Origin of the sequence: Stutzerimonas stutzeri, from assembly GCF_009789555.1 — a bacterium.
GTDB lineage: Bacteria > Pseudomonadota > Gammaproteobacteria > Pseudomonadales > Pseudomonadaceae > Stutzerimonas > Stutzerimonas stutzeri_R.
Window position 1 is genome coordinate 1,794,817 of the sequence record NZ_CP046902.1, and the last position, 22,205, is coordinate 1,817,021.

Genomic DNA, 22,205 nt, shown 5'->3' on the forward strand with positions numbered 1-22,205 from the left:
GGCGAGTGAAACAAATCTGAAAACAAGCGTTGACGTGTGATTCTGAGGACCTATAATGCGCACCTTCTCCGGCGCAGGGCCTTGGCGAAACCTCTTGAAAATCAAGAAGTTAGCTTAAAATAAGGGCTTGCACGGACGGCGAATTCGAGTAGAATGCGCCGGGCTGGCAGGGCGGTGGTTGAGCGCTGTTGGCGGCTTCGGTCGGGTTGGTCGGAGGCGGTGTAAAGAGGTGGTTGACAGCGGTTTCAGACGCTGTATGATTCGCCTCCCGCTGACGAGAGACGCAGGTTGATCGGAAGCGCAAGCGGTTGAGAAGAAAGAAAAACTTCTTCAAAAACAGCTTGACGAGAAACAAGGCTGCTGTAGAATGCGCGGCCTCGGTTGAGACGAAAGACTTGATCGAAACGCTCTTTAACAACTGAATCAAGCAATTCGTGTGGGTGCTTGTGAGGTAAGACTGATAGTCAGCAAGATTATCAGCATCACAAATACTCAACGAGAAATCATTGAGTGACTTTTTGAAAGAGCGATCTTTCGAAGAGATTTGCGATTGCTGAGCCAAGTTTAGGGTTTTCTCAAAACCCAAGCAGTATTGAACTGAAGAGTTTGATCATGGCTCAGATTGAACGCTGGCGGCAGGCCTAACACATGCAAGTCGAGCGGATGAAGGGAGCTTGCTCCCGGATTCAGCGGCGGACGGGTGAGTAATGCCTAGGAATCTGCCTGGTAGTGGGGGACAACGTTTCGAAAGGAACGCTAATACCGCATACGTCCTACGGGAGAAAGCAGGGGACCTTCGGGCCTTGCGCTATCAGATGAGCCTAGGTCGGATTAGCTAGTTGGTGAGGTAATGGCTCACCAAGGCGACGATCCGTAACTGGTCTGAGAGGATGATCAGTCACACTGGAACTGAGACACGGTCCAGACTCCTACGGGAGGCAGCAGTGGGGAATATTGGACAATGGGCGAAAGCCTGATCCAGCCATGCCGCGTGTGTGAAGAAGGTCTTCGGATTGTAAAGCACTTTAAGTTGGGAGGAAGGGCAGTAAGCTAATACCTTGCTGTTTTGACGTTACCGACAGAATAAGCACCGGCTAACTTCGTGCCAGCAGCCGCGGTAATACGAAGGGTGCAAGCGTTAATCGGAATTACTGGGCGTAAAGCGCGCGTAGGTGGTTTGTTAAGTTGAATGTGAAAGCCCCGGGCTCAACCTGGGAACTGCATCCAAAACTGGCAAGCTAGAGTATGGCAGAGGGTGGTGGAATTTCCTGTGTAGCGGTGAAATGCGTAGATATAGGAAGGAACACCAGTGGCGAAGGCGACCACCTGGGCTAATACTGACACTGAGGTGCGAAAGCGTGGGGAGCAAACAGGATTAGATACCCTGGTAGTCCACGCCGTAAACGATGTCGACTAGCCGTTGGGATCCTTGAGATCTTAGTGGCGCAGCTAACGCATTAAGTCGACCGCCTGGGGAGTACGGCCGCAAGGTTAAAACTCAAATGAATTGACGGGGGCCCGCACAAGCGGTGGAGCATGTGGTTTAATTCGAAGCAACGCGAAGAACCTTACCAGGCCTTGACATGCAGAGAACTTTCCAGAGATGGATTGGTGCCTTCGGGAACTCTGACACAGGTGCTGCATGGCTGTCGTCAGCTCGTGTCGTGAGATGTTGGGTTAAGTCCCGTAACGAGCGCAACCCTTGTCCTTAGTTACCAGCACGTGATGGTGGGCACTCTAAGGAGACTGCCGGTGACAAACCGGAGGAAGGTGGGGATGACGTCAAGTCATCATGGCCCTTACGGCCTGGGCTACACACGTGCTACAATGGTCGGTACAAAGGGTTGCCAAGCCGCGAGGTGGAGCTAATCCCATAAAACCGATCGTAGTCCGGATCGCAGTCTGCAACTCGACTGCGTGAAGTCGGAATCGCTAGTAATCGTGAATCAGAATGTCACGGTGAATACGTTCCCGGGCCTTGTACACACCGCCCGTCACACCATGGGAGTGGGTTGCTCCAGAAGTAGCTAGTCTAACCTTCGGGGGGACGGTTACCACGGAGTGATTCATGACTGGGGTGAAGTCGTAACAAGGTAGCCGTAGGGGAACCTGCGGCTGGATCACCTCCTTAATCGAAGACATCGGCTTCTTCATAAGTTCCCACACGAATTGCTTGATTCACTAGCGAAAAGCGATTGGGTTTCGACCCGAGAGAGACGATTGGGTCTGTAGCTCAGTTGGTTAGAGCGCACCCCTGATAAGGGTGAGGTCGGCAGTTCGAATCTGCCCAGACCCACCAATTGTCATGGGATGTGGCCGATCTGTAGATGGGGCCATAGCTCAGCTGGGAGAGCGCCTGCTTTGCACGCAGGAGGTCAGCGGTTCGATCCCGCTTGGCTCCACCATTACCTCGAAAATCGCTGAAAGCGCAGAAATGAATCCGTTCCGGATGGAGCGTATTGATTTCTGGTCTTTGCGCCAGAACTGTTCTTTAAAAATTTGGGTATGTGATAGAAGTAGATTTGGGTAATTACTTTCACTGGTGATTATTCAAGTCAAGGTAAAATTTGCGAGATGCTCTTAGGAGCAAAATGCGGATTTTCGGCGAATGTCGTCTTCACGTTATAGACAGTAACCAGATTGCTTGGGGTTATATGGTCAAGTGAAGAAGCGCATACGGTGGATGCCTTGGCAGTCAGAGGCGATGAAAGACGTGGTAGCCTGCGAAAAGCTTCGGGGAGTCGGCAAACAGACTGTGATCCGGAGATGTCTGAATGGGGGAACCCAGCCATCATAAGATGGTTATCACACACTGAATACATAGGTGTGTGAGGCGAACCAGGGGAACTGAAACATCTAAGTACCCTGAGGAAAAGAAATCAACCGAGATTCCCTTAGTAGTGGCGAGCGAACGGGGACTAGCCCTTAAGCTTCTTTGATTTTAGCGGAACGCTCTGGAAAGTGCGGCCATAGTGGGTGATAGCCCTGTACGCGAAAGGATCTTAGAAGTGAAATCGAGTAGGACGGAGCACGAGAAACTTTGTCTGAATATGGGGGGACCATCCTCCAAGGCTAAATACTACTGACTGACCGATAGTGAACCAGTACCGTGAGGGAAAGGCGAAAAGAACCCCGGAGAGGGGAGTGAAATAGAACCTGAAACCGTATGCGTACAAGCAGTGGGAGCCTACTTTGTTAGGTGACTGCGTACCTTTTGTATAATGGGTCAGCGACTTATTTTCAGTGGCGAGCTTAACCGAATAGGGGAGGCGTAGCGAAAGCGAGTCTTAATAGGGCGTCTAGTCGCTGGGAATAGACCCGAAACCGGGCGATCTATCCATGGGCAGGTTGAAGGTTGGGTAACACTAACTGGAGGACCGAACCGACTACCGTTGAAAAGTTAGCGGATGACCTGTGGATCGGAGTGAAAGGCTAATCAAGCTCGGAGATAGCTGGTTCTCCTCGAAAGCTATTTAGGTAGCGCCTCGTGTATCACTGCTGGGGGTAGAGCACTGTTTCGGCTAGGGGGTCATCCCGACTTACCAAACCGATGCAAACTCCGAATACCAGCAAGTGTCAGCACGGGAGACACACGGCGGGTGCTAACGTCCGTCGTGAAAAGGGAAACAACCCAGACCGTCAGCTAAGGTCCCAAAATCCTGGTTAAGTGGGAAACGATGTGGGAAGGCTCAGACAGCTAGGAGGTTGGCTTAGAAGCAGCCACCCTTTAAAGAAAGCGTAATAGCTCACTAGTCGAGTCGGCCTGCGCGGAAGATGTAACGGGGCTCAAACCAGGTACCGAAGCTACGGGTTCAACGCAAGTTGAGCGGTAGAGGAGCGTTCTGTAAGCCTGTGAAGGTGAGTTGAGAAGCTTGCTGGAGGTATCAGAAGTGCGAATGCTGACATGAGTAACGACAATGCGAGTGAAAAACTCGCACGCCGAAAGACCAAGGGTTCCTGCGCAACGTTAATCGACGCAGGGTGAGTCGGTCCCTAAGGCGAGGCTGAAGAGCGTAGTCGATGGGAAACGGGTTAATATTCCCGTACTTCTAGTTACTGCGATGGGGGGACGGAGAAGGCTAGGCCAGCTTGGCGTTGGTTGTCCAAGTTTAAGGTGGTAGGCAGAGATCTTAGGTAAATCCGGGGTCTTAATGCCGAGAACTGATGACGATCCTTCTTTTAGAAGGAGAAGTGGTTGATGCCATGCTTCCAGGAAAAGCCTCTAAGCTTCAGGTAACTAGGAACCGTACCCCAAACCGACACAGGTGGTTGGGTAGAGAATACCAAGGCGCTTGAGAGAACTCGGGTGAAGGAACTAGGCAAAATGGCACCGTAACTTCGGGAGAAGGTGCGCCGGTGAGGGTGAAGGGTTTACCCCGTAAGCTCATGCCGGTCGAAGATACCAGGCCGCTGCGACTGTTTATTAAAAACACAGCACTCTGCAAACACGAAAGTGGACGTATAGGGTGTGACGCCTGCCCGGTGCCGGAAGGTTAATTGATGGGGTTAGCGCAAGCGAAGCTCTTGATCGAAGCCCCGGTAAACGGCGGCCGTAACTATAACGGTCCTAAGGTAGCGAAATTCCTTGTCGGGTAAGTTCCGACCTGCACGAATGGCGTAACGATGGCGGCGCTGTCTCCACCCGAGACTCAGTGAAATTGAAATCGCTGTGAAGATGCAGTGTATCCGCGGCTAGACGGAAAGACCCCGTGAACCTTTACTATAGCTTTGCACTGGACTTTGAATTTGCTTGTGTAGGATAGGTGGGAGGCTTTGAAGCGTGGACGCCAGTTCGCGTGGAGCCAACCTTGAAATACCACCCTGGCAACTTTGAGGTTCTAACTCTGGTCCGTTATCCGGATCGAGGACAGTGTATGGTGGGTAGTTTGACTGGGGCGGTCTCCTCCTAAAGAGTAACGGAGGAGTACGAAGGTGCGCTCAGACCGGTCGGAAATCGGTCGTAGAGTATAAAGGCAAAAGCGCGCTTGACTGCGAGACAGACACGTCGAGCAGGTACGAAAGTAGGTCTTAGTGATCCGGTGGTTCTGTATGGAAGGGCCATCGCTCAACGGATAAAAGGTACTCCGGGGATAACAGGCTGATACCGCCCAAGAGTTCATATCGACGGCGGTGTTTGGCACCTCGATGTCGGCTCATCACATCCTGGGGCTGAAGCCGGTCCCAAGGGTATGGCTGTTCGCCATTTAAAGTGGTACGCGAGCTGGGTTTAGAACGTCGTGAGACAGTTCGGTCCCTATCTGCCGTGGACGTTTGAGATTTGAGAGGGGCTGCTCCTAGTACGAGAGGACCGGAGTGGACGAACCTCTGGTGTTCCGGTTGTCACGCCAGTGGCATTGCCGGGTAGCTATGTTCGGAAGAGATAACCGCTGAAAGCATCTAAGCGGGAAACTTGCCTCAAGATGAGATCTCACTGGAGCCTTGAGCTCCCTGAAGGGCCGTCGAAGACTACGACGTTGATAGGTGGGGTGTGTAAGCGCTGTGAGGCGTTGAGCTAACCCATACTAATTGCCCGTGAGGCTTGACCATATAACACCCAAACAATTTGATGTTTGCGTGTCAGACGGTTGAAGTCGACAAACAAACCGAAAAGACGCATCGCTCGCAAGCGATACCGAAACAGCGACACCATCACATACCTGATTAGGGGACGCGACTGAACACCGAGTCCCCAACCGAATTGCTTGACGACCATAGAGCGTTGGAACCACCTGATCCCATCCCGAACTCAGAAGTGAAACGACGCATCGCCGATGGTAGTGTGGGGTCTCCCCATGTGAGAGTAGGTCATCGTCAAGCTTAAATCCCAAACCCCCGGTCCTCGAAAGAGGTCCGGGGGTTTGTCTTTGCGCGACGGAAAACCCCGGCGCTGCAGCGCGAGACCGTCGTCGTCCGCTGACGTTACAGGCAAGCCGCGCAGGCCTGGTACGTTAAGCCCGCGTAATCGAGGCGTGCTGCGCCTGCTCGTTGGCCGTAAGGGCCCGTCGGGGTGTGGCTGGCATGACAGCACGCCAGACAGCACGCCAGGCGTGCGATGTTGCAACTGGCGCGCATTAGGTGGAGCCGCTAGATAAGTTCAGCGGCTTGCCGGGTGGTCATGATCGGGGTGGCAGAGTCGGCGGCCTCACGGCGCTTGATGAATTTCCAGTCCGCTTCATCGATATAGATTCCGTTCGGACCGCTGCCGCCCTCCAGATCGATGGCGACGTGGGCCGACACCTGAGGCTTGACCGAGGCGAGAATCGGTACGAAACCAAGCTGCAGGCTGGTCTCGATCAGCGCCTGTTGGTTGCGCTCATCGATATCGGCAGCCTCGTCCAGATAGTAGGGCAGCCGGACACGACCCGCCTGCTCCCGATCCATCAAGTGCAGCAGCAGATACATGTTGGTCAATGCCTTGATGGTCATCGTCGTACCGTTGGATGCCGCACCGTCGATGTCGGTGTGAATCACCGGCTGGCCACCTACTTTGGTAATCTCGAAGGCCAGTTCGAACAGGTCTTTCAGACCCAACTGATTGTTATTGGCAGCCACCAGCCGCGCCAGATATTCCTTGGCCTCTTCGTTCTTGCTGTCTTGGTCACTGCTTTGCTGGAAATCGAACACGGACAGCGTCTCGCCTTGCTCGTATTGTCCGGCGCTGTGAATGATCTGATCGATGTGCTTGAGCGCATCCTTGTTCGGTGCGAGGACGATGCGGAAGCTCTCAAGGTTCGAGACCTGCCGTTTGTTTATCTCTCGGTTGAACAGTGCCAACTGATGCTCAAGACTGTCGTAGTCACTGCGGATGTTGCGCAAGGTACGTGCAATATCGGTCACGGCTGCGCGCCTGGCCTTGGCAAGCGTCAGCGCTTCGTCCTGACGGTGTGCGTAGGCATTGACCAACAATTGCAGGCGTCGCTCGGGGTCTTCCTCACTGTCGAACTTGGCGACGCCCTTCAGGCGGACTTGCGCGTAAAGTGCTTCTATCTGCCCATCGACGCGTTGCAGGGCCTGCCAGCAGTCCTGATAGTCATTGAGCAGTGGCTGCAAATTGTCCAGCGAGTCGTCTACTGGATCCATGAAGGGCGTGCCGAACGGCAGGTCTGCGGGCAACAGTTGGCGACGGCGTAGTGCGTCTTCCAGGGTGCGCTCTTTCGCTTCCAGATCCGCCAGTTGACGACCGACCAGTTGCAGTTTGGCCGACAGCTGTTGCACTCGCTCGGTGAAGGCATCACTGGTGCGCTTGAGTTCGTCCTGCGCCGCTTCGGCCTGGGCCAGTTGCTCCAGCTTGCTCTCTTCTTCGGCGGCCAGCGTCTGGCTCCGGCGGAAATCTTCAAGCGCCTTCTGCGCATCGAGCACCTGCTGGTAGAGCTGTTCGGCTTGCGCCTTGCTCGCGGCGCGGTCGATCGCAACCGAATGCTGCGCCTTGAGTTGCTTGAGTTCGCGCTCCAGGCGGTCCTTTTGGTCACGCAGGGCTGCACGATCGGCCAATGCCTGCAGGGCCGGTGGCTCGATGTGCGACAGGTCGATGCTAAGGCCGGGGACTTCGAAGCGCTCGCCGGTGAAACCATCGAGAACCGCTTCGAGCGTTTTCACCCACGCCTCGTTGTCATCTACGGTGATGCCTTTTTCACCCAAGGGGAGGCTGAACAGCTGCCCATTGAACAGACGCATCAGGCGATCGACATCGGCCTGAGAAAACTCTTCGCGCAGGCGGGCATAACTATTGTTGTCGGCATGATCGAGCAGCTGTCGAACCGACTTGAGGCGTTTTTCCAAATCGCGCAGCCGCTCCTCCAAGTCGTCGCTTGAGAACTGACGCGATTGCGACAGTGCGCCGGCCAGTTCATCGTGTGCATCCTTGGCGGCCAGCAATTGCTGCTCCAGTACATGAGCATCGTCTATCAACGCAAAACGGGTTTTCAGCGCGGACAGCTCGCCCAGCCAACGCTGGATCTCGCTTATCTCCCGCTCAAGGCGCATCAGTTCGGCGGTGCTGCCGCGTTGTTCATTCTGTAAACCATCCTGCTCGCGGCGGTAGTGCTCGGCCTGGATAACCAGCTCTTCCTTGCGGGCGCCCGAGTAGTCTTGCCAAGCGCCCAGCAACGAGTCGAGCAATGGCGATAACCGATGCAGCTTGCCGCGCAGCAGCTCGCGCTGGGCAACGCCAGCGGCAAGGGCTTCGACCAGCGGGCCCGCCGCCACCAGCGCCTGATAGTCCTGTTCCATGCGGCGCACGTCGCGGAAGGCTTCTTCCGTGGCGGCGATGTAATCGACGCTGCCGGAGCGCAGGCTGTGCTCGAATGCATCGAGGAACAATTGTTTGAGCTTGGCTGCGGTGATTTCGCGCATATGCAGCAGGTTGATGAACAGGGCACGAAAGGTCTTCAGGCTTTGCTCGCTGGTCGAGCGCAGTGGAATCAGCGTCATGTCCAGCGGGATCGCGGTATGTCCGCCCACCAGCAGCCGGCGCAGCTCGTCAGGTTTGGCTTCGTACGCCTTGATTCCGGCGCGCTCCAGATTGGAAAACAGCTCGCGTTGACGCAGGCAGGTGCCGTTCTGCTGGTAATGGTCCAGGTCCAACGAGCCCTGATAGACGAAGAACTGATGGCCGAAGCCGCCACCCGGCCCGCGCCCGGCCACGCCAATCACGTGTGGTCCATGGGGCAGGGCGACCTCTACGAGTATGTAGCTGGTGTCGGTTGCAAAGTAGAACTTGCGCGACTGCTCCAGGCTGTATTTGCCGAAGCTCATATCGGACATACGTGCCAGGATCGGGAACTGCAGTGCGTTGATCGATGCGGACTTGCCGAGGTTGTTGGCACCGTAGACCGACAGGGGCGTTTCCAAGGGAAAGAGTCCAAGGCTATAACCTGCCGTATTCAGCAAAGCGAAGCGACGGATACCGTAACGTTCCTGGCTCATGCTTCAAGCTCCTTTTCTTCGGCGATGGCGCGAGCCAGGGCCTGTTCTTCGGTTTCGTCCGGGAGACGATCCAGGAGGATGATTTCGTCTACCTCTTCGTCTTGCTCGGCGATCAGCTGTGGGGCTGGCAGCGGCAAGTCACTGCTATGCAGGTTGGCTGCCAGATCACGGTCCTGCTGGACCGACAGGCAGACGTCGAGGAAGCGATGCATGGGCGGCAGGAAACGGTAGATGCCGTTGCTGTCTTCGGCGAAACCCAGCTGCGTCAGGCGCCGGATGATTTTTTCTTCCAGCTCGTCCTGGGTCGTCACTTCGGCCTGCGCGAACAGGTCCCGGTACTTGTCCAGCAAGGCAGGGAGTTCATCGCGGCCGAGGGTTCCACCGTCGAGCACCGCCAACGGATCACGGCCCTGGTCGGCAAGATGTTCGACCAGAATGAAGGTGAACAGCGCCAGGCGCTGGGCCGTTTTGTTGACCTGGGCGCCCATTTGCTCGGGTACGAAGTAATAAAACCCACGGGGATCGCAAACCAGCTCGAAACCGAGCGCCTTGAAAAGCGTGCGGTACTGGTCCTGCATATTGGAAAGCTGGGCGTAACACTCCGGCTCGCTGCGAGAGAGGTGGTAGCCCTTGAACAGCTCGCGAAAGATCGGCGCCAGCTGAGTCATTTCCTTCAGGTCAATATTCATAGGCATTGCTCATGGAACTCGTCATGTGGAAACCGCGAGGCGCTTTCCACGAAGGGGTTGGCATTGGCACAGGCGGCGTATTGCCCCGCGCGGTGAGAAGCTCAGTCACCGGCGTTGGCCAACAGGGCAAATGAGCTAAGGCTGACGTGATGCTCTCGCGTCAGGTACTCGCGGCGCTCCAGGCGGTCGCGCTGGAAGCGTGCATCGCGAGACAGGCGAGAGAACCAATAGAGCAACTCATCGGTTGCGCCTTCCGGCTCCTGCTCCAGCAGCCACTGCATCAGGTCCGGCAGGGGCAGCGCCTGTTGACAGCGGTCGAGCATCTCCCTTGCCGTGAGGGGTGAGCGCGGCGTATCGGTGTTCCGCTTGATACCCGCTCGCGGGAATTGTGCAGGTTTCGGTTCGAAGCGCGCCAATGCGTAAACATAGGCTTCGACCTGGCTGGCCGAGCCGAGAAAGGTGCTTTGGGGCCGCGTAAACAAAGGCAGAGACGCCTGTGGAACCGCATCCAGCCCCTTCTTGCGGATCGCTGACAGGGCCAGCGCCGCGCCACGGGTCACGGCGTTGTGCCGACGCGCTTCCTCACGCAGCGGCAGTAACAGCTCTCGGGCATGGCGCAGCGTCAGTTGGGCGGTGCTCTGCATGTCGAGGATGCGTGCATGGGTACGTAGCAGCAGGTCGTCATCGACGAGTTGACCGAGCCGCTGTTGCTCACCCAGCAGCCTCAACAACACTTGCTCGACGCGATAAACGCCTTGCTCGAAGGCCCCGTCGGCTGCAACGAGCTGGATCATGGGCTCGACATACTCGTCCCACGTCGCCAGTACTTCGGCATAGCGTTGGCGGAGCGGAATCTGCCGATCGCTAGTCTTGGCCCGGTCAGCCACACCGATCAATGCCTGTTCGTCGTTGGCGAGCTTTTTCAGTACGTCACGCACGCGCATGTCGAGCAGGCGCAGCTGGCGAGCCAGGTCCTGCCCGTCGCGGATTTCGAAAGCGTCCTGGATATGTCCGGCGAGGCGCTCGAGATGGCGCAGGTAGGCTTCGATTTCCAGGCACAGACCTAGGCGATGCTCGCGTCGCAGATAGGCGAGAAAATCGTGGATCTGAGCGTTGAGCTCGAAGCGGTTCGGGCTTTTCGCCACCGGGACCAGGATATCCAGACGGATCCACTGATCGAGCAGGGCGGTGATATCGGTGGGCGTGCCTTCCGGCAGTTGTGCGGCGAGCTGATGGCGGAGCTCGATCAGGCTCAGGGTGCCGGCATCGAAGCGCTCGCACAGCGGCTCGAGCAACGTCCAGTGTTCGGCGAGGGCACGCAGTACGCGCTTGGGTTCGATCATCTGAGTCGGTTCTGTGGGCTGCAAAAATACGCACAATTGTACTGCCTGGCCCCGGTGCAAATCAGCCCAAACCGATCGTTGGATGGAGGCAATGGGGGCTCGGCCTTCCCGCTTGGCTGGTTTCCGGCGACAATTCACACTTGAGGCGCCACCTGAGTCCGCACGGCTGGCCAAGAGGAGTACGACATGAGCAGCAACGACCGCGTCATTATCTTCGATACCACCCTGCGAGACGGTGAGCAGAGTCCCGGCGCCTCCATGACCGGCGAAGAAAAGCTGCGCATTGCTAAAGCGCTCGAACGCCTGAAAGTGGACGTGATCGAGGCTGGCTTCGCCATTGCCAGTCCAGGCGATTTTGCTGCCGTCAAGGCGGTGGCCGACCATATCAAGGACAGCACCGTGTGCAGTTTGGCTCGTGCCGTCGATGCCGATATCGAGCGCGCCGCTCAGGCGCTGGCAGGAGCCAACTCAGGGCGCATCCATACGTTCATCGCCACCAGCCCGATCCACATGCAGTACAAGCTGCGCCTGCAGCCTGAGCAGGTGGTCGAGCAGGCCGTACGCGCCGTTACCAAGGCTCGCAATCTATGCGCCGATGTTGAGTTCTCGTGCGAGGACGCCGGGCGGTCGGACATCGACTTCCTGTGCCGCATCATCGAGGCGGCGATCGATGCCGGTGCGCGCACTATCAACATCCCGGACACCGTCGGCTATGCCATTCCGCATCAGTACGCCGACACCATTCGCCACTTGCTCGAGCGGGTTCCCAACGCAGACAAGGCGGTGTTCTCGGTACATTGTCACAACGACCTGGGGCTGGCGGTTGCCAACTCGCTGGCAGCGGTCGTCGCGGGAGCGCGGCAAGTGGAATGCACCATTAACGGGCTGGGCGAACGCGCCGGTAACGCGGCGCTGGAAGAGATCGTCATGGCGATCAAGACTCGCCAGGATCTGCTCGATGTGCACACGCGTATCGAGACCGAACATATCCTCAGCGCCTCCCGGCTGGTGTCCGGTATCACCGGGTTTCCGGTGCAGCCGAACAAGGCGATCGTGGGTGCCAATGCCTTTGCGCACGAGTCCGGCATCCATCAGGACGGCGTACTCAAGCATCGCGAGACGTATGAAATCATGTCCGCGCAGTCGGTGGGTTGGAACGCCAACAAGATGGTGATGGGCAAGCATTCCGGTCGTGCCGCGTTCCGTTCTCGACTCGAGGAGCTGGGCATCGTCCTGGCGGGCGAAGGTGAGCTGAACGCAGCCTTTGCCCGCTTCAAGGAGCTGGCCGACAAAAAGCACGAAATATTCGATGAGGACCTCCAGGCGCTGGTCTCGGATACCCTCGCCGAAGACGTGCAGGAACATTTCAAACTGGTGACGCTTGAGGTGGCGAGCAAAACCGGCGAAGTGCCGGACGCCAGGCTCGTGCTCAGTGTCGATGGCAACGAGCTGCCTGCATCGGCGCAGGGCTCGGGGCCGGTCGACGCGACCTTCAAGGCCATCGAGTCGGTGGTCGACTCCGGGGCTACGCTGCAACTGTATTCGGTCAATGCCATTACAAAAGGCACCGATTCCCAGGGTGAAGTCACAGTGCGTCTGGAGAAGGGAGGGCGCATCGTCAATGGCAACGGTGCCGATACCGATATCGTGGTGGCATCCGCCAAGGCTTATCTGAACGCCTTGAATCTGATGCAGGTTGGCGCCAAGGCGCATCCGCAGGTGGCCGGGGTTTGATCGGCGAGCGCCGGCGTCGGGCCTTTCTCGATGCCATGCAAGTCACCAGTTGGCTGCCGCGAGCGGAACTGCCGTTTGCGGCGCCGTCACGGCCGGAGATTTTGCAATTCGTCGAGCCGGTAACCGAACCTGCGCCCGCCTCGGCGCATGAACAGCCCAGTGTGCAGCCGGTCCCGTCGGCACCCGCTTCTGTCGTGACACCAGTGTTGACGGCCAGCCCTGCGGCGGACGCGGTCCGCGCGGCCATGCCGCGCATCAGCAAGCCGGAACCAAAACAACCGGCTGTGAACATCGGCGAGGCGCAGGCGCCAGTGGTCGAGCAGACGCCCTCGATGCCCCCGCCGCGCTTCGCCCTGCAACTCCTGCGCGCCGGCAACGTGCTGCTCCTGGTTGAGCTGCCAACGGGCGAGCCGTTCCAGAGCCGCGACCCGGCGTACATTCTGCTCAAGGATCTGCTGCGTGCGGCTCGGTTGCCCGACCGCCCGCAGCAGGTTGGCGATGGCGAGCCGATTCGTTGGCCGCTGTTGCACCGCGGCAGTCTCGATCAGGGGGCCGAAGCTGCACGCGATTACGTGCAGGGTGTTGTCGCTGCCGAGCTGGAGGGCATGGGTTGTGCCTGTATCTGGCTGGTGGGCACGCCAGCGTTGCGCTTCGCAGGCGAAGTGGAAATGGACGCTTGCTATCGCGAGTTGCATATCGACGGGGTCGGTCACGCCTTGGCCATGCCAGGCCTTGAACATTTGATGGAGCAGCCCGGCAGCAAGGCCGCGTTGTGGAAGGCAATGCGGCGCAGCATGTCGCGTTGGATTACCGGTCTATGAGTAGCGCTTCATGAGCGATGCAGTCAGTTTTCGCCGCATGACGGCGGCGGATATCGAAACCGTGCTGAAAATCGAATACGCCGCTTTCAGCCATCCCTGGACCCGTGGCATTTTCAACGATGCCCTGAGTGCCTACGAATGCTGGGTGATGTTCGAAGGCGAGCAGCAGGTCGGTCACGGAGTGATCAACGTCATCATCGACGAGGCACACCTGCTCAACATCACCGTCAAGCCCCAAAGCCAGGGGCGCGGGCTGGGGTTGCGGCTGCTCGAACATCTGATGCAACGGGCGCTGGAGCGAGGCGGGCGCGAGTGCTTTCTCGAAGTACGTGCCAGCAACACGTCGGCCTATCGGCTGTACGAGCGTTATGGCTTCAACGAAGTCGGCCGCCGCCGCGCCTACTATCCCGCTGCCGACGGCCGGGAAGACGCACTGGTGATGGCCTGCACGCTGCTGGACTGAGGCGCCCTATCAAATCGAACAGGAAGCGCACTCGATTGACCTGGGGTTGGCCGGCGAGGGCGCTGTAAAGCAGCGAAAGGCCCGTGCAGGCGGCTGAACGGGCTCGCTGACGGGCCTGGTGGCGGCCGCTATTGTCCCGGCGCCTTGTCCCGCCCGGAGTCCAATGGCGCCTCTCCTTCGAGCTCGTTGTCATCCATCACGTCATCGTTCTCGTGCAGAACGGCGTCGCCGCCACCGAGCCCAGTGTCCGGATCGCCGTCCGCGGGGCCGTCCCACGGCTTGCCATCGAGCGGGTCGTAACGCGCCTGTTCCGCCTCGTCGAGATCCACATCGGCGCCGATGCGATGCTCGGACACTTCGCTCAATTCCTGATCGGCTGGACCACCATGGCCGCGCTCGCGTGGCGAACGAGCGCCGTCTTCCTTGATCAATGTTTCAGGCGCCATGTCGTCCATCGTTGTGTCGCCATCGGGAACCTCCCCGGTGGTCATGCCAGCTTCGGCGACGCGCTCCGGAGGGAACTGGTCATCGATTTCCTCAGCGGGCACCTCATCACCGATGCGGCCCTGGCGCTCATCGCGACGCTGGTCGAAATCGAGCTGTTCCATCGACCCCATGCGGTCTTCGGTATCATCGATTTCCGTGGGGGTGTAGGGCTTTTGATCGTTCATGACAACCTCCTGCGTAAGCTGCGATCTTGCAGGTTGTGACCCGGTGTCGTGGGGAAGATTCAGGCCGACCGCTGGCCGGTTCGGGCTTTGTGGACCAAGCTGCAAGGAGACGTCCATTAGCACCCAAGCGCTTGAGAGGGTACAAAAAACGCGAACCACCCATGAGAATCCGGAGTCTCAAGGTGTATGAACACACTAAATGACCAACCCGGGCTAGAGGTCCGGCGCTGCGCTTTTTTCTTCGACGTCGACGGTACGCTGGCAGAGATACAGCCCCGTCCCGAACTCGTTTCCATCCCACCTCGCTCGCTGGTTGCACTGGAACACCTGCAGCTCAGTGAGATTCCGATGGCGGTCATCTCCGGGCGTCCGCTCAGCCAACTCGATGAGCTGCTTTCGCCCTTGCGCTTACCGGCCGCCGGCGTACATGGCGCCGAGCGGCGCAGCGCCGACGGCGAGCTGCGCAATCTGACGCTAGACAGTGCCCTGTTCGAAACCATCGGGCAGGCCCTTGCAACGGCCTGTGCCCAGCACCCTGGTCTTCTGCTCGAAAACAAGACCATCGCTTTCGCCTTGCACTACCGTCTGGCGCCGGAGCTCGAAGACATCGCTCGTGTCCTGGCCGAAGACTTCGTCAAGCGCTACGGTGACGTGCTGACTCTGCAGCCGGGCAAATGCGTGTACGAGCTCAAGCCCCGCGGCGCCAGCAAGGGCGAGGTGATCCGAACCTTCATGCAGGAGGCTCCGTTCAAAGGACGGACGCCTGTATTCATCGGTGACGATGTGACCGACGAAGCGGGTTTCAAGGTCGTCAACGAACTGGGCGGAATGACGATCAAGGTGGGTGCCGGTCCGACCGAAGCCAAACAGCGTTTAGACTCGGTAGACGCGGTTGGCGCCTGGCTCGAAAGCCTGCTCAGCGCCCTTTCAGAACAGCCGGAAAATCCAACAGAACCAGACTGAAGCGAGAACGACCCATGAGCCGACTAGTAGTGGTTTCCAACCGAGTAGCGCCGATCAAGGCGGGGAAGGTCGCTGCTGGCGGGCTTGCAGTTGGCGTCTACGACGCACTGCGCCAGGCCGGAGGGATCTGGTTCGGCTGGAGCGGCGACGTAAGCAGCACGCCGCATACCAACAGCGAGACCATAGGCAACATTACCTACGTCACGCTGGGGCTGACCAAGCAGGACTACGATCAGTACTACCGTGGCTTTTCCAACGCGACGCTGTGGCCAATCTTTCACTACCGTATCGACCTGGCGCGCTACAACCGCCAGGAATACGAGGGCTACCGACGAGTCAACGCCATGCTGGCGGAGAAACTGAAGCCGCTACTCAAGCCCGACGACATCATCTGGATCCATGACTACCATCTGATTCCCTTTGCCGAAGCCTGCCGGCAATTGGGCATCCGCAATCGCATCGGCTTCTTCCTGCATATCCCGTTTCCGCCGCCTGAAATCCTCACCGTTATCCCGCCGCACAACGAGTTGCTCAAGACGCTCTGCTTCTACGACCTGATCGGCTTCCAGACCGAAACCGACCGACTGGCGTTCCAGGATTACATGACGCGCGAGGTGCGCGGCGTTCTAGAGCCCGACGGCAGCCTGACCGCTTACGGACAGAACTTCCGTGCCGGCGTCTATCCGATCGGCGTTGTCCCGGACGAAATCTACGATCTGGCCGAGTCCTACAAGTCCCGTCGCAAGCCCATGCGGCGCACCACTGACGTGGCGCGCAAGAAGATCATCAGCGTCGACCGCCTGGATTATTCCAAGGGGCTGGTGGAACGTTTCAAGGCCTATGAAGCCTTTCTCGAGCGCTTCCCGGAGCACCGACGTGCGGTCGAATTCATCCAGATCGCGCCGACATCGCGTTCCGATGTTAAAACCTATCAGCACATCCGGCAGCAGCTGGAAAGCGCGGCGGGCCACATCAACGGCTGGCTTTCCGACCTTGACTGGACGCCGCTGCATTATCTCAACAAGAGCCATGACCGACGCGTGCTGATGGGCCTGTTCCGTAACGCCGACATTGGCTTCGTGACGCCACTGCGCGACGGCATGAACCTCGTCGCCAAGGAATACGTCGCTTCGCAGGACCCGGAAGATCCGGGCGTGCTGGTGCTGTCGCGCTTTGCCGGCGCCGCTCGCGAACTGACCTCGGCACTGATCGTCAACCCCTACGACTGTATCGGCATGGCCGAGGCCCTGGACCGCGCGCTGCGCATGTCTCTCACCGAACGCAAGGATCGTTACGAGCACATGATGCGTGCGATTCGTGCCGCGGACCTCGATGCCTGGCGCGACAATTTCCTGCGCGATCTGCGCGCTTTCTCTTCCCGGCCCCGTGCGCAGGTGCAATCGAACCCGTTGTTCACCGTCTAAGCTGTGACGTCCCGCTCGGCGCACTTGTCAAAGCGCTGACCGGCTCGTAACGTGCGCGTCGGGATAGGAGAGGGCGGAACACACATGAGCGATCTTGATCAGTTATTCGAGAACAACGCGCGCTGGGCAGAAGCCATCACCGAGGAAGATCCGAACTTCTTCGCCAAACTGGCCAAGCAACAAGTGCCGGAATACCTCTGGATCGGCTGTTCGGACGCTCGCGTCCCGGCCAACGAGATCGTCGGCCTGCTGCCAGGTGATCTGTTCGTCCATCGCAACGTCGCCAACGTCGTGCTGCACACCGATCTCAATTGCCTCTCGGTCATCCAGTACGCGGTCGACGTGCTGAAGGTCAAGCACATCCTGGTCACGGGACACTACGGCTGTGGCGGCGTGCGGGCCTCCATGCGTGACGACCAGTTGGGCCTGATCGACGGCTGGCTGCGTACCATTCGCGACCTCTATTACGAGCACCGCGAGCACATCGCCAGCTTTCCGACCGAGGAAGCGCAGGTGGATCGTCTCTGCGAGCTGAACGTCATTCAGCAGGTCGCCAATGTCAGCCACACCAGTATTGTCCAGAACGCCTGGCATCGAGGCCAACCATTGGCCGTCCATGGCTGCATCTACGGCATCAAGGATGGCATCTGGAAAAACCTGAATGTCACCATCAGCAGCTCCGAGCAACTGCCTCCTCAATACCGCCTACGCCCATTCCGTCCAGTCTGATGGACAATCGTAATATCTGGGCCGTCGCCGGCCTGCTGCTCGCTGTGCTCTGCTGGAGCGGCAACGCGCTGGTGGCGCGAGCCTTTCACGACGCCATCCCGCCGCTGACTCTGGCGTTCTGGCGCTGGGCGCTGGCGAGCTGCCTGCTGCTGCCATTCGTTGCACGCTCGATATGGGAACACCGGGCAACGCTGCGAATTGCAGGCTGGCGCCTGCCGGTCATCGCCGCCCTGGGGGTCAGCAGCTATAACTCGCTGTTGTATTCGGCCGCGCAGAGCACCGAAGCCATCAACCTCACACTGGTCAACACCTGTTTGCCGCTGTTCACCTTCATTGGTGGCGGGCTGTTGCTGAGTGAATGGCCGGCGCGGCGAGCCTGGTTCGGCATGGCAATCGCTGCGGGCGGCCTGATATATCTGATCAGCCGCGGCAGCTGGGCCGCGTTCAGCAGCCTGTCCTTCCAGACCGGCGACCTGATCATGCTGCTGGCGGTTGCGGTATGGGCGTTGTACACCCTGCTTTTGCGGCGCTGGGGCCGTTACCTGCAGCTGCCGCCGCTGACGTTACTGGGTGTGCTGATGCTGATCGGCATGCCGATGATCCTGCCGTTCTACCTGTTCGAGCTGAACCAGGTAGGCGGTTTCTCCCCGAATCCAACCAACCTCGCCGTCATCGCATACACCGCCATTTTTGCCTCGCTAGTGGCTTATCTTTCATGGAACCACGGCGTCAAAACCGTAGGCGCGGCAAAAGCAGCGATGGCGACCTATCTGATGCCGGTGTTCACGGCGTGTCTAGGCTGGCTCGTACTCGGCGAAGGGTTGCAGCTGTTCCACTGGATCGGCGGCGGCTTGATCTTCGCCGGACTGCTGTTGGCAACCCGGCCTGCCACGCCCATGGCCATCCGCTAGGGTACACCGAGACCTGCCGCGCGCGGATTGGTCTCGGTGGCCTGGGCGCAGCACTGGCTGACCGTCGTGTACAGCACCGCAACGGTCGAGTCGTCGGTGGGGCCTGGGCGAGGTATGTCTAACCCGATTCGGCGAAGTATCTGGCGCCTCTCACCGTTCAAGACACCCGGACTATCCGTGTTTCGCCGCCCAGGGCACGACGATCTGCACGTCACCGGTCAATAACTGTGCGGCCACTATCCACGCCAAGGCACCGATCAAACCCAACGATAAATGCCCGACAACGACGCCAATCGCGATCTGTTTCCAGAGACCCGCGTGTTTGTTCGAGGCCTTAGAGGCATTGGGGTAGGGCGTTTCTCGCTCGGCGCGAATGTTATCGAAGTCGTCTCTCATGGTGCGCTCTCGATGCGGCTGACAAAACGGCGGGCACAAAAAAAGGGTTCAGCTTTCGCTGAACCCTTTTTGAATTTGGTGGCTACGCAGGGACTTGAACCCCGGACCCCAGCATTATGAATGCTATGCTCTAACCAACTGAGCTACGTAGCCAAGTGGCGCGCATTATTCGCGCCGCGCGGTTATGTGTCAACCCTTCGGGTGCGCTTTTTCTACCTGCTTTTTCAAAAGGTTATGCCATCAGTCCGGCGATGGTCGGCGTACTGCGAGTTGATCACGCTCGGCGTGGCGAAGCGGGATGCGCGGCCGCTGCTGGCGGTCTCTCGCGCGTGACCGTGGATCAGGCGCAACGCTTCGGGCGCGGGAGGTGGGTGGTGAGCTGTCCAGGGGCGCTCGAAGCGGTACCGCGGGAGCGGCCACCGCTTGCAACCCGGTATGGTTCGAGTGCAGGGCATGTGGTATTCGATGGATTGCAGCGGTGCAGTGTCTGCTCCAGACTCGCGCGTAGCCAGCCGGTCAAGCCCGGCATATTTGACCTTGAGTACCCATGAAAACCACGCTCGACGAGCTGCAGGCCTTCACGGCCGTGATCGATTCCGGTTCCATTTCCGCTGCCGCGGTGCAGTTGGGACAGACGGCCTCGGGCATCAGTCGCGCCTTGAGCCGGCTCGAAGCGAAGCTTGCGACCACCTTGCTGAGGCGCACGACCCGGCGTCTGGAGCTGACGGAGGAGGGCGGCGCTTTCCTGGCGCAGGCGCGGCGAATTCTTGAAGCGGTAGAAGAGGCCGAAGAGCAGATGTCGCGGCGCTTACAGCATCCAGCAGGCCGCCTGCGAGTCAATGCGTCGGCGCCCTTCATGCTGCACGTGCTGGTGCCGCTGGTTGACGGTTTTCGCAGGCGGTATCCGGATATCGAACTGGAACTGCATAGCAGCGACCAGATCATCGATCTGCTCGAGCATCGCACCGACCTGGCACTGCGCCACGGCCCGTTGCGCGATTCGACGTTGCGAGCCCGGCCCCTGGGCCGCAGCCGGCTGCGTGTGGTGGCCAGTCCGCACTATCTGGCGCGCTGCGGTACGCCGCAGCGGGTCGAGCAGTTGACGGCGCACAGCCTGATTGGCTTCACCCAGCCGGAGAGCCTCAATCAGTGGCCGCTGCGCCATCCACTTGGCGAGACTTGGCCGGCTGTGCCGAGCCTGTGGGCGTCCAGCGGCGAAACGGTGCGGCAGTTGGCCTTGGCGGGGGAGGGCATCGCCTGTCTGTCCGATTTCATGACCGCCCGGGATCGTGCCGACGGCACGCTGGTGGAAGTCCTGGCAGAGTCGAACGTCCAGGTGCTGCAGCCGATCCATGCGGTCTACTATCGCAACACCGCGCTGGCGGTACGCATCACCTGTTTTCTGGATTACCTGGGCGAGTGTCTCGCTGAGCAGGCCTGGACGCATCACGGATGACCGGTCCGAACGATGTGAGCATGAACCTGCCTAATTCTCCAGGCACACCCGCGAGGAGACCCTCATGCTTAGCGTTCTCTTTCCAAGCGATCCGCCATCGTCGCCCTGGCTGGCGGATGAATCGCCCTTGAACGATCTCGATGATGCCGAGAGCGACACCGAACTGGACGATGGCGACACCCTGCCGGACGAGGTGATCGAGCAGTTGGAAAAACAACCGCCGCCGCCGGACCCCATGCCCGATCCTGGCGTGATGTAGCCGTTCGGGCGCGCGCTCACTGGCCCGGCTCACACGCGTACATCGTGTGACTGGACCCGGAATTCCCAAGTCCCGTAGGTCTGTGCGATTCGACGCGAACGTCCCATTGTCGATGACGTGCACGGCGCAGCGCTCTGGCCTGCGCCGCTGAGCGATCAACGCGCCCCGTTTGCGGAACCGTGCGCGCCTTGTCGTATCGCCGCGCCGCGCCGCGCCGTGTTTCGGAACCTTCACTCACCGGAGCGGTGCCCTCTGAGCAGGCTCAAGAGACGTCATGCATGAACAGGCGGTCGTTGGTCGGGATGGTGCTGATTGGTCTCCATGTGTTCGTCGGCGTCACGCTGATTCCCGGTCTCTCACTCGGGGCGCTGGGCAGCGTGTTGGCGTGGGTGTATCTGGTGTGCTCTGCAGTCGTGATGCGTTATGGCGTGCTCGTGCGGGGATCGGGCAGTGCCTGGTTGGCTTGGACCGGGTTGCTGGCAATGGGGATATTTTCCAGCTTGGCGATCTTTTCACTGCTGCGCGCCTTTACGCTGGCGCTGTCATCGTTACTGGGCTGGGAATCGCCAGCGTATGCGCAGGGTTCGGCGTGGGCAGTCATCGGTGCCGTCGTCGCGGTAACTCTGCTCGGCGTGTTTAATGCGCGGCGAACGGCTCGAGTGGTCGAGCGCGACATTGCATTGCGAAACCTCCCCGATGCGCTGGATGGATTCTGCATCGTGCAGCTCAGCGACATTCACGTGGGCCCGACGATCAAGCAGGGCTACGCCGATGCGATCGTCAAGCGGACCAACGGGCTGGCAGCGGACCTGGCTGTCATCACCGGCGATCTTGTCGATGGCAGCGTCACGGAGCTGGCCGGGGACATCGCGCCGCTGGCGCAGCTCAAAGCCCGGCATGGTGTGTACGTGGTTACCGGCAACCATGAGTACTATTGCGGCGTGGATCATTGGATCGACGAGTTCGAGCGCTTGGGTTTGCGGGTATTGCTTAACCGGCATGTGCGCATAGAGCATGACGGGGCTGAGCTGGTCCTGGCCGGCATCGCCGATTACTCGGCCGAACTGTTCAGGCCAAGCCATCGAAGCGATCCTGTCGGGGCGTTCTCCGGCGCGCCTACCGATGTGCCCCGAATCCTGCTGGCCCACCAGCCGCGGTCAGCGAAGGCAGCGGTCGAGGCGGGCTGCGATCTTCAATTGTCGGGCCATACGCACGGCGGGCAATTCTGGCCATGGATGTACTTCGTGCGCTGGCAACAGCCGTGGGTGGCCGGCTTGCAGCGGGTTGGGTCGATGCAGGTCTACATCAGCCGGGGTACAGGCTATTGGGGGCCGCCGCTGCGCTTCGGCGCGCCGTCGGAGATCACCCGTATCCGGCTGGTGAAAGCCGGCCACTGAAGGCGGCGTCCCGCCAGGCCGCTG

General features: G+C 59.3%; 16 protein-coding genes, 3 tRNA genes and 3 rRNA genes. 15 read left to right on the forward strand and 7 right to left on the reverse strand.

Annotated features, from left to right (window positions below):
• Nucleotides 1-109 precede the first annotated feature (109 nt).
• Nucleotides 110-562 (reverse strand): hypothetical protein, encoded by a 453-nt coding sequence (locus GQA94_RS08405; protein WP_233270230.1) that lies wholly within the window; start codon nt 560-562, stop codon nt 110-112.
• 32 nt (nt 563-594) lie between these two features.
• On the opposite strand from GQA94_RS08405, the gene GQA94_RS08410 reads away from it, so the two are divergent.
• The 5 genes from GQA94_RS08410 to rrf all read left to right on the forward strand — a co-directional run bounded on the left by GQA94_RS08410 (nt 595) and on the right by rrf (nt 5,817).
• Nucleotides 595-2,131, forward strand: a 16S ribosomal RNA gene (locus GQA94_RS08410).
• Nucleotides 2,132-2,222: 91 nt separating this feature from the next.
• Nucleotides 2,223-2,299, forward strand: a tRNA-Ile gene (locus tag GQA94_RS08415).
• Nucleotides 2,300-2,329: 30 nt separating this feature from the next.
• Nucleotides 2,330-2,405 (forward strand) — tRNA-Ala (locus GQA94_RS08420).
• Between the two features lie 251 nt (nt 2,406-2,656).
• Nucleotides 2,657-5,547: ribosomal RNA gene (locus GQA94_RS08425) — 23S ribosomal RNA — on the forward strand.
• 154 nt (nt 5,548-5,701) lie between these two features.
• Nucleotides 5,702-5,817, forward strand: a 5S ribosomal RNA gene (rrf, locus tag GQA94_RS08430).
• Together the 16S, 23S and 5S rRNA genes with 2 tRNA genes alongside form the textbook arrangement of a ribosomal RNA operon.
• Nucleotides 5,818-6,084: 267 nt before the next feature.
• On the opposite strand, the gene mksF is transcribed toward rrf, so the two are convergent.
• From mksF to mksB, 3 genes are all read right to left on the reverse strand, one after another.
• The gene (mksF, locus tag GQA94_RS08435) at nt 6,085-8,925 is read right to left on the reverse strand and encodes an Mks condensin complex protein MksF (protein ID WP_158187586.1); all 2,841 of its coding nucleotides are present in this window, start codon (nt 8,923-8,925) and stop codon (nt 6,085-6,087) included.
• On the reverse strand, nt 8,922-9,614 hold the full coding sequence (gene mksE, locus GQA94_RS08440) for an Mks condensin complex protein MksE (protein ID WP_158187587.1): 693 nt from the start codon (nt 9,612-9,614) through the stop codon (nt 8,922-8,924). Before mksE ends, mksF begins: the two co-directional genes overlap by 4 nt.
• 101 nt (nt 9,615-9,715) lie before the next feature.
• Nucleotides 9,716-10,957 (reverse strand): Mks condensin complex protein MksB, encoded by a 1,242-nt coding sequence (gene mksB, locus GQA94_RS08445; RefSeq protein ID WP_158187588.1) that lies wholly within the window; start codon nt 10,955-10,957, stop codon nt 9,716-9,718.
• A gap of 186 nt (nt 10,958-11,143) precedes the next feature.
• On the opposite strand from mksB, the gene GQA94_RS08450 reads away from it, so the two are divergent.
• Genes GQA94_RS08450 through rimI form a run of 3 tightly spaced genes read left to right on the forward strand, consistent with a single transcriptional unit; the run spans nt 11,144 to nt 13,975 of the window.
• The gene (locus GQA94_RS08450) at nt 11,144-12,691 is read left to right on the forward strand and encodes a 2-isopropylmalate synthase (protein WP_158187589.1); all 1,548 of its coding nucleotides are present in this window, start codon (nt 11,144-11,146) and stop codon (nt 12,689-12,691) included.
• Nucleotides 12,688-13,512 carry an energy transducer TonB gene (locus GQA94_RS08455; protein WP_158187590.1) on the forward strand — a complete coding sequence of 275 codons (825 nt, stop codon included), beginning with the start codon at nt 12,688-12,690 and terminating at the stop codon, nt 13,510-13,512. The genes GQA94_RS08450 and GQA94_RS08455 overlap by 4 nt, the downstream gene beginning before the upstream one ends.
• Nucleotides 13,513-13,522: 10 nt before the next feature.
• A complete protein-coding gene (gene rimI / locus GQA94_RS08460) occupies nt 13,523-13,975 on the forward strand; it encodes a ribosomal protein S18-alanine N-acetyltransferase (protein WP_158187591.1) in 453 nt (150 codons plus the stop codon).
• A 128-nt stretch (nt 13,976-14,103) separates the two neighbouring features.
• Here rimI and GQA94_RS08465 read toward each other — a convergent pair whose 3' ends face one another.
• Entirely contained in the window at nt 14,104-14,646 is a 543-nt protein-coding gene (locus tag GQA94_RS08465; RefSeq protein ID WP_158187592.1) for a hypothetical protein, read from the reverse strand.
• Nucleotides 14,647-14,832: 186 nt separating this feature from the next.
• On the opposite strand from GQA94_RS08465, the gene otsB reads away from it, so the two are divergent.
• The 4 genes from otsB (at nt 14,833) to GQA94_RS08485 (ending at nt 18,673) form a co-directional block, all read left to right on the forward strand.
• Nucleotides 14,833-15,609, forward strand: a complete 777-nt coding sequence (otsB, locus tag GQA94_RS08470; RefSeq protein WP_158187593.1) for a trehalose-phosphatase — start codon at nt 14,833-14,835, stop codon at nt 15,607-15,609.
• 14 nt (nt 15,610-15,623) lie between these two features.
• On the forward strand, nt 15,624-17,033 hold the full coding sequence (gene otsA, locus GQA94_RS08475; protein ID WP_158187594.1) for an alpha,alpha-trehalose-phosphate synthase (UDP-forming): 1,410 nt from the start codon (nt 15,624-15,626) through the stop codon (nt 17,031-17,033).
• An 84-nt stretch (nt 17,034-17,117) separates the two neighbouring features.
• A complete protein-coding gene (gene can, locus GQA94_RS08480; protein ID WP_158187595.1) occupies nt 17,118-17,762 on the forward strand; it encodes a carbonate dehydratase in 645 nt (214 codons plus the stop codon).
• The gene (locus tag GQA94_RS08485; RefSeq protein ID WP_158187596.1) at nt 17,762-18,673 is read left to right on the forward strand and encodes a DMT family transporter; all 912 of its coding nucleotides are present in this window, start codon (nt 17,762-17,764) and stop codon (nt 18,671-18,673) included. The genes can and GQA94_RS08485 overlap by 1 nt, the downstream gene beginning before the upstream one ends.
• Nucleotides 18,674-18,844: 171 nt before the next feature.
• Here the strand turns inward: GQA94_RS08485 and GQA94_RS08490 are convergent, their stop codons facing one another.
• Both GQA94_RS08490 and GQA94_RS08495 read right to left on the reverse strand, forming a co-directional pair.
• Nucleotides 18,845-19,069 (reverse strand): hypothetical protein, encoded by a 225-nt coding sequence (locus GQA94_RS08490; protein WP_158187597.1) that lies wholly within the window; start codon nt 19,067-19,069, stop codon nt 18,845-18,847.
• A 76-nt stretch (nt 19,070-19,145) separates the two neighbouring features.
• A tRNA-Met gene (locus GQA94_RS08495) sits at nt 19,146-19,222 on the reverse strand.
• Nucleotides 19,223-19,616: 394 nt separating this feature from the next.
• Here GQA94_RS08495 and GQA94_RS08500 point away from each other — a divergent pair.
• The 3 genes from GQA94_RS08500 (at nt 19,617) to GQA94_RS08510 (ending at nt 22,181) form a co-directional block, all read left to right on the forward strand.
• Nucleotides 19,617-20,525 (forward strand): LysR substrate-binding domain-containing protein, encoded by a 909-nt coding sequence (locus tag GQA94_RS08500; protein ID WP_158187598.1) that lies wholly within the window; start codon nt 19,617-19,619, stop codon nt 20,523-20,525.
• A gap of 64 nt (nt 20,526-20,589) precedes the next feature.
• Nucleotides 20,590-20,784 carry a hypothetical protein gene (locus tag GQA94_RS08505; RefSeq protein ID WP_158187599.1) on the forward strand — a complete coding sequence of 65 codons (195 nt, stop codon included), beginning with the start codon at nt 20,590-20,592 and terminating at the stop codon, nt 20,782-20,784.
• Nucleotides 20,785-21,062: 278 nt separating this feature from the next.
• A complete protein-coding gene (locus GQA94_RS08510) occupies nt 21,063-22,181 on the forward strand; it encodes a metallophosphoesterase (protein WP_158187600.1) in 1,119 nt (372 codons plus the stop codon).
• The last annotated feature ends 24 nt before the right edge of the window (nt 22,182-22,205 follow it).

What these genes read in the sequence shown, in the direction of transcription:
- mksF (WP_158187586.1), bottom strand. Translation starts at nt 8,925, where the DNA reads ATGAGCCAGGAACGTTACGGTATCCGTCGCTTCGCTTTGCTGAATACG.
- mksE (WP_158187587.1), bottom strand. Translation starts at nt 9,614, where the DNA reads ATGAATATTGACCTGAAGGAAATGACTCAGCTGGCGCCGATCTTTCGC.
- mksB (WP_158187588.1), bottom strand. Translation starts at nt 10,957, where the DNA reads ATGATCGAACCCAAGCGCGTACTGCGTGCCCTCGCCGAACACTGGACG.
- GQA94_RS08450 (WP_158187589.1), top strand. Translation starts at nt 11,144, where the DNA reads ATGAGCAGCAACGACCGCGTCATTATCTTCGATACCACCCTGCGAGAC.
- rimI (WP_158187591.1), top strand. Translation starts at nt 13,523, where the DNA reads ATGAGCGATGCAGTCAGTTTTCGCCGCATGACGGCGGCGGATATCGAA.
- GQA94_RS08465 (WP_158187592.1), bottom strand. Translation starts at nt 14,646, where the DNA reads ATGAACGATCAAAAGCCCTACACCCCCACGGAAATCGATGATACCGAA.
- otsB (WP_158187593.1), top strand. Translation starts at nt 14,833, where the DNA reads ATGAACACACTAAATGACCAACCCGGGCTAGAGGTCCGGCGCTGCGCT.
- otsA (WP_158187594.1), top strand. Translation starts at nt 15,624, where the DNA reads ATGAGCCGACTAGTAGTGGTTTCCAACCGAGTAGCGCCGATCAAGGCG.
- can (WP_158187595.1), top strand. Translation starts at nt 17,118, where the DNA reads ATGAGCGATCTTGATCAGTTATTCGAGAACAACGCGCGCTGGGCAGAA.
- GQA94_RS08485 (WP_158187596.1), top strand. Translation starts at nt 17,762, where the DNA reads ATGGACAATCGTAATATCTGGGCCGTCGCCGGCCTGCTGCTCGCTGTG.
- GQA94_RS08490 (WP_158187597.1), bottom strand. Translation starts at nt 19,069, where the DNA reads ATGAGAGACGACTTCGATAACATTCGCGCCGAGCGAGAAACGCCCTAC.
- GQA94_RS08500 (WP_158187598.1), top strand. Translation starts at nt 19,617, where the DNA reads ATGAAAACCACGCTCGACGAGCTGCAGGCCTTCACGGCCGTGATCGAT.
- GQA94_RS08505 (WP_158187599.1), top strand. Translation starts at nt 20,590, where the DNA reads ATGCTTAGCGTTCTCTTTCCAAGCGATCCGCCATCGTCGCCCTGGCTG.
- GQA94_RS08510 (WP_158187600.1), top strand. Translation starts at nt 21,063, where the DNA reads ATGAACAGGCGGTCGTTGGTCGGGATGGTGCTGATTGGTCTCCATGTG.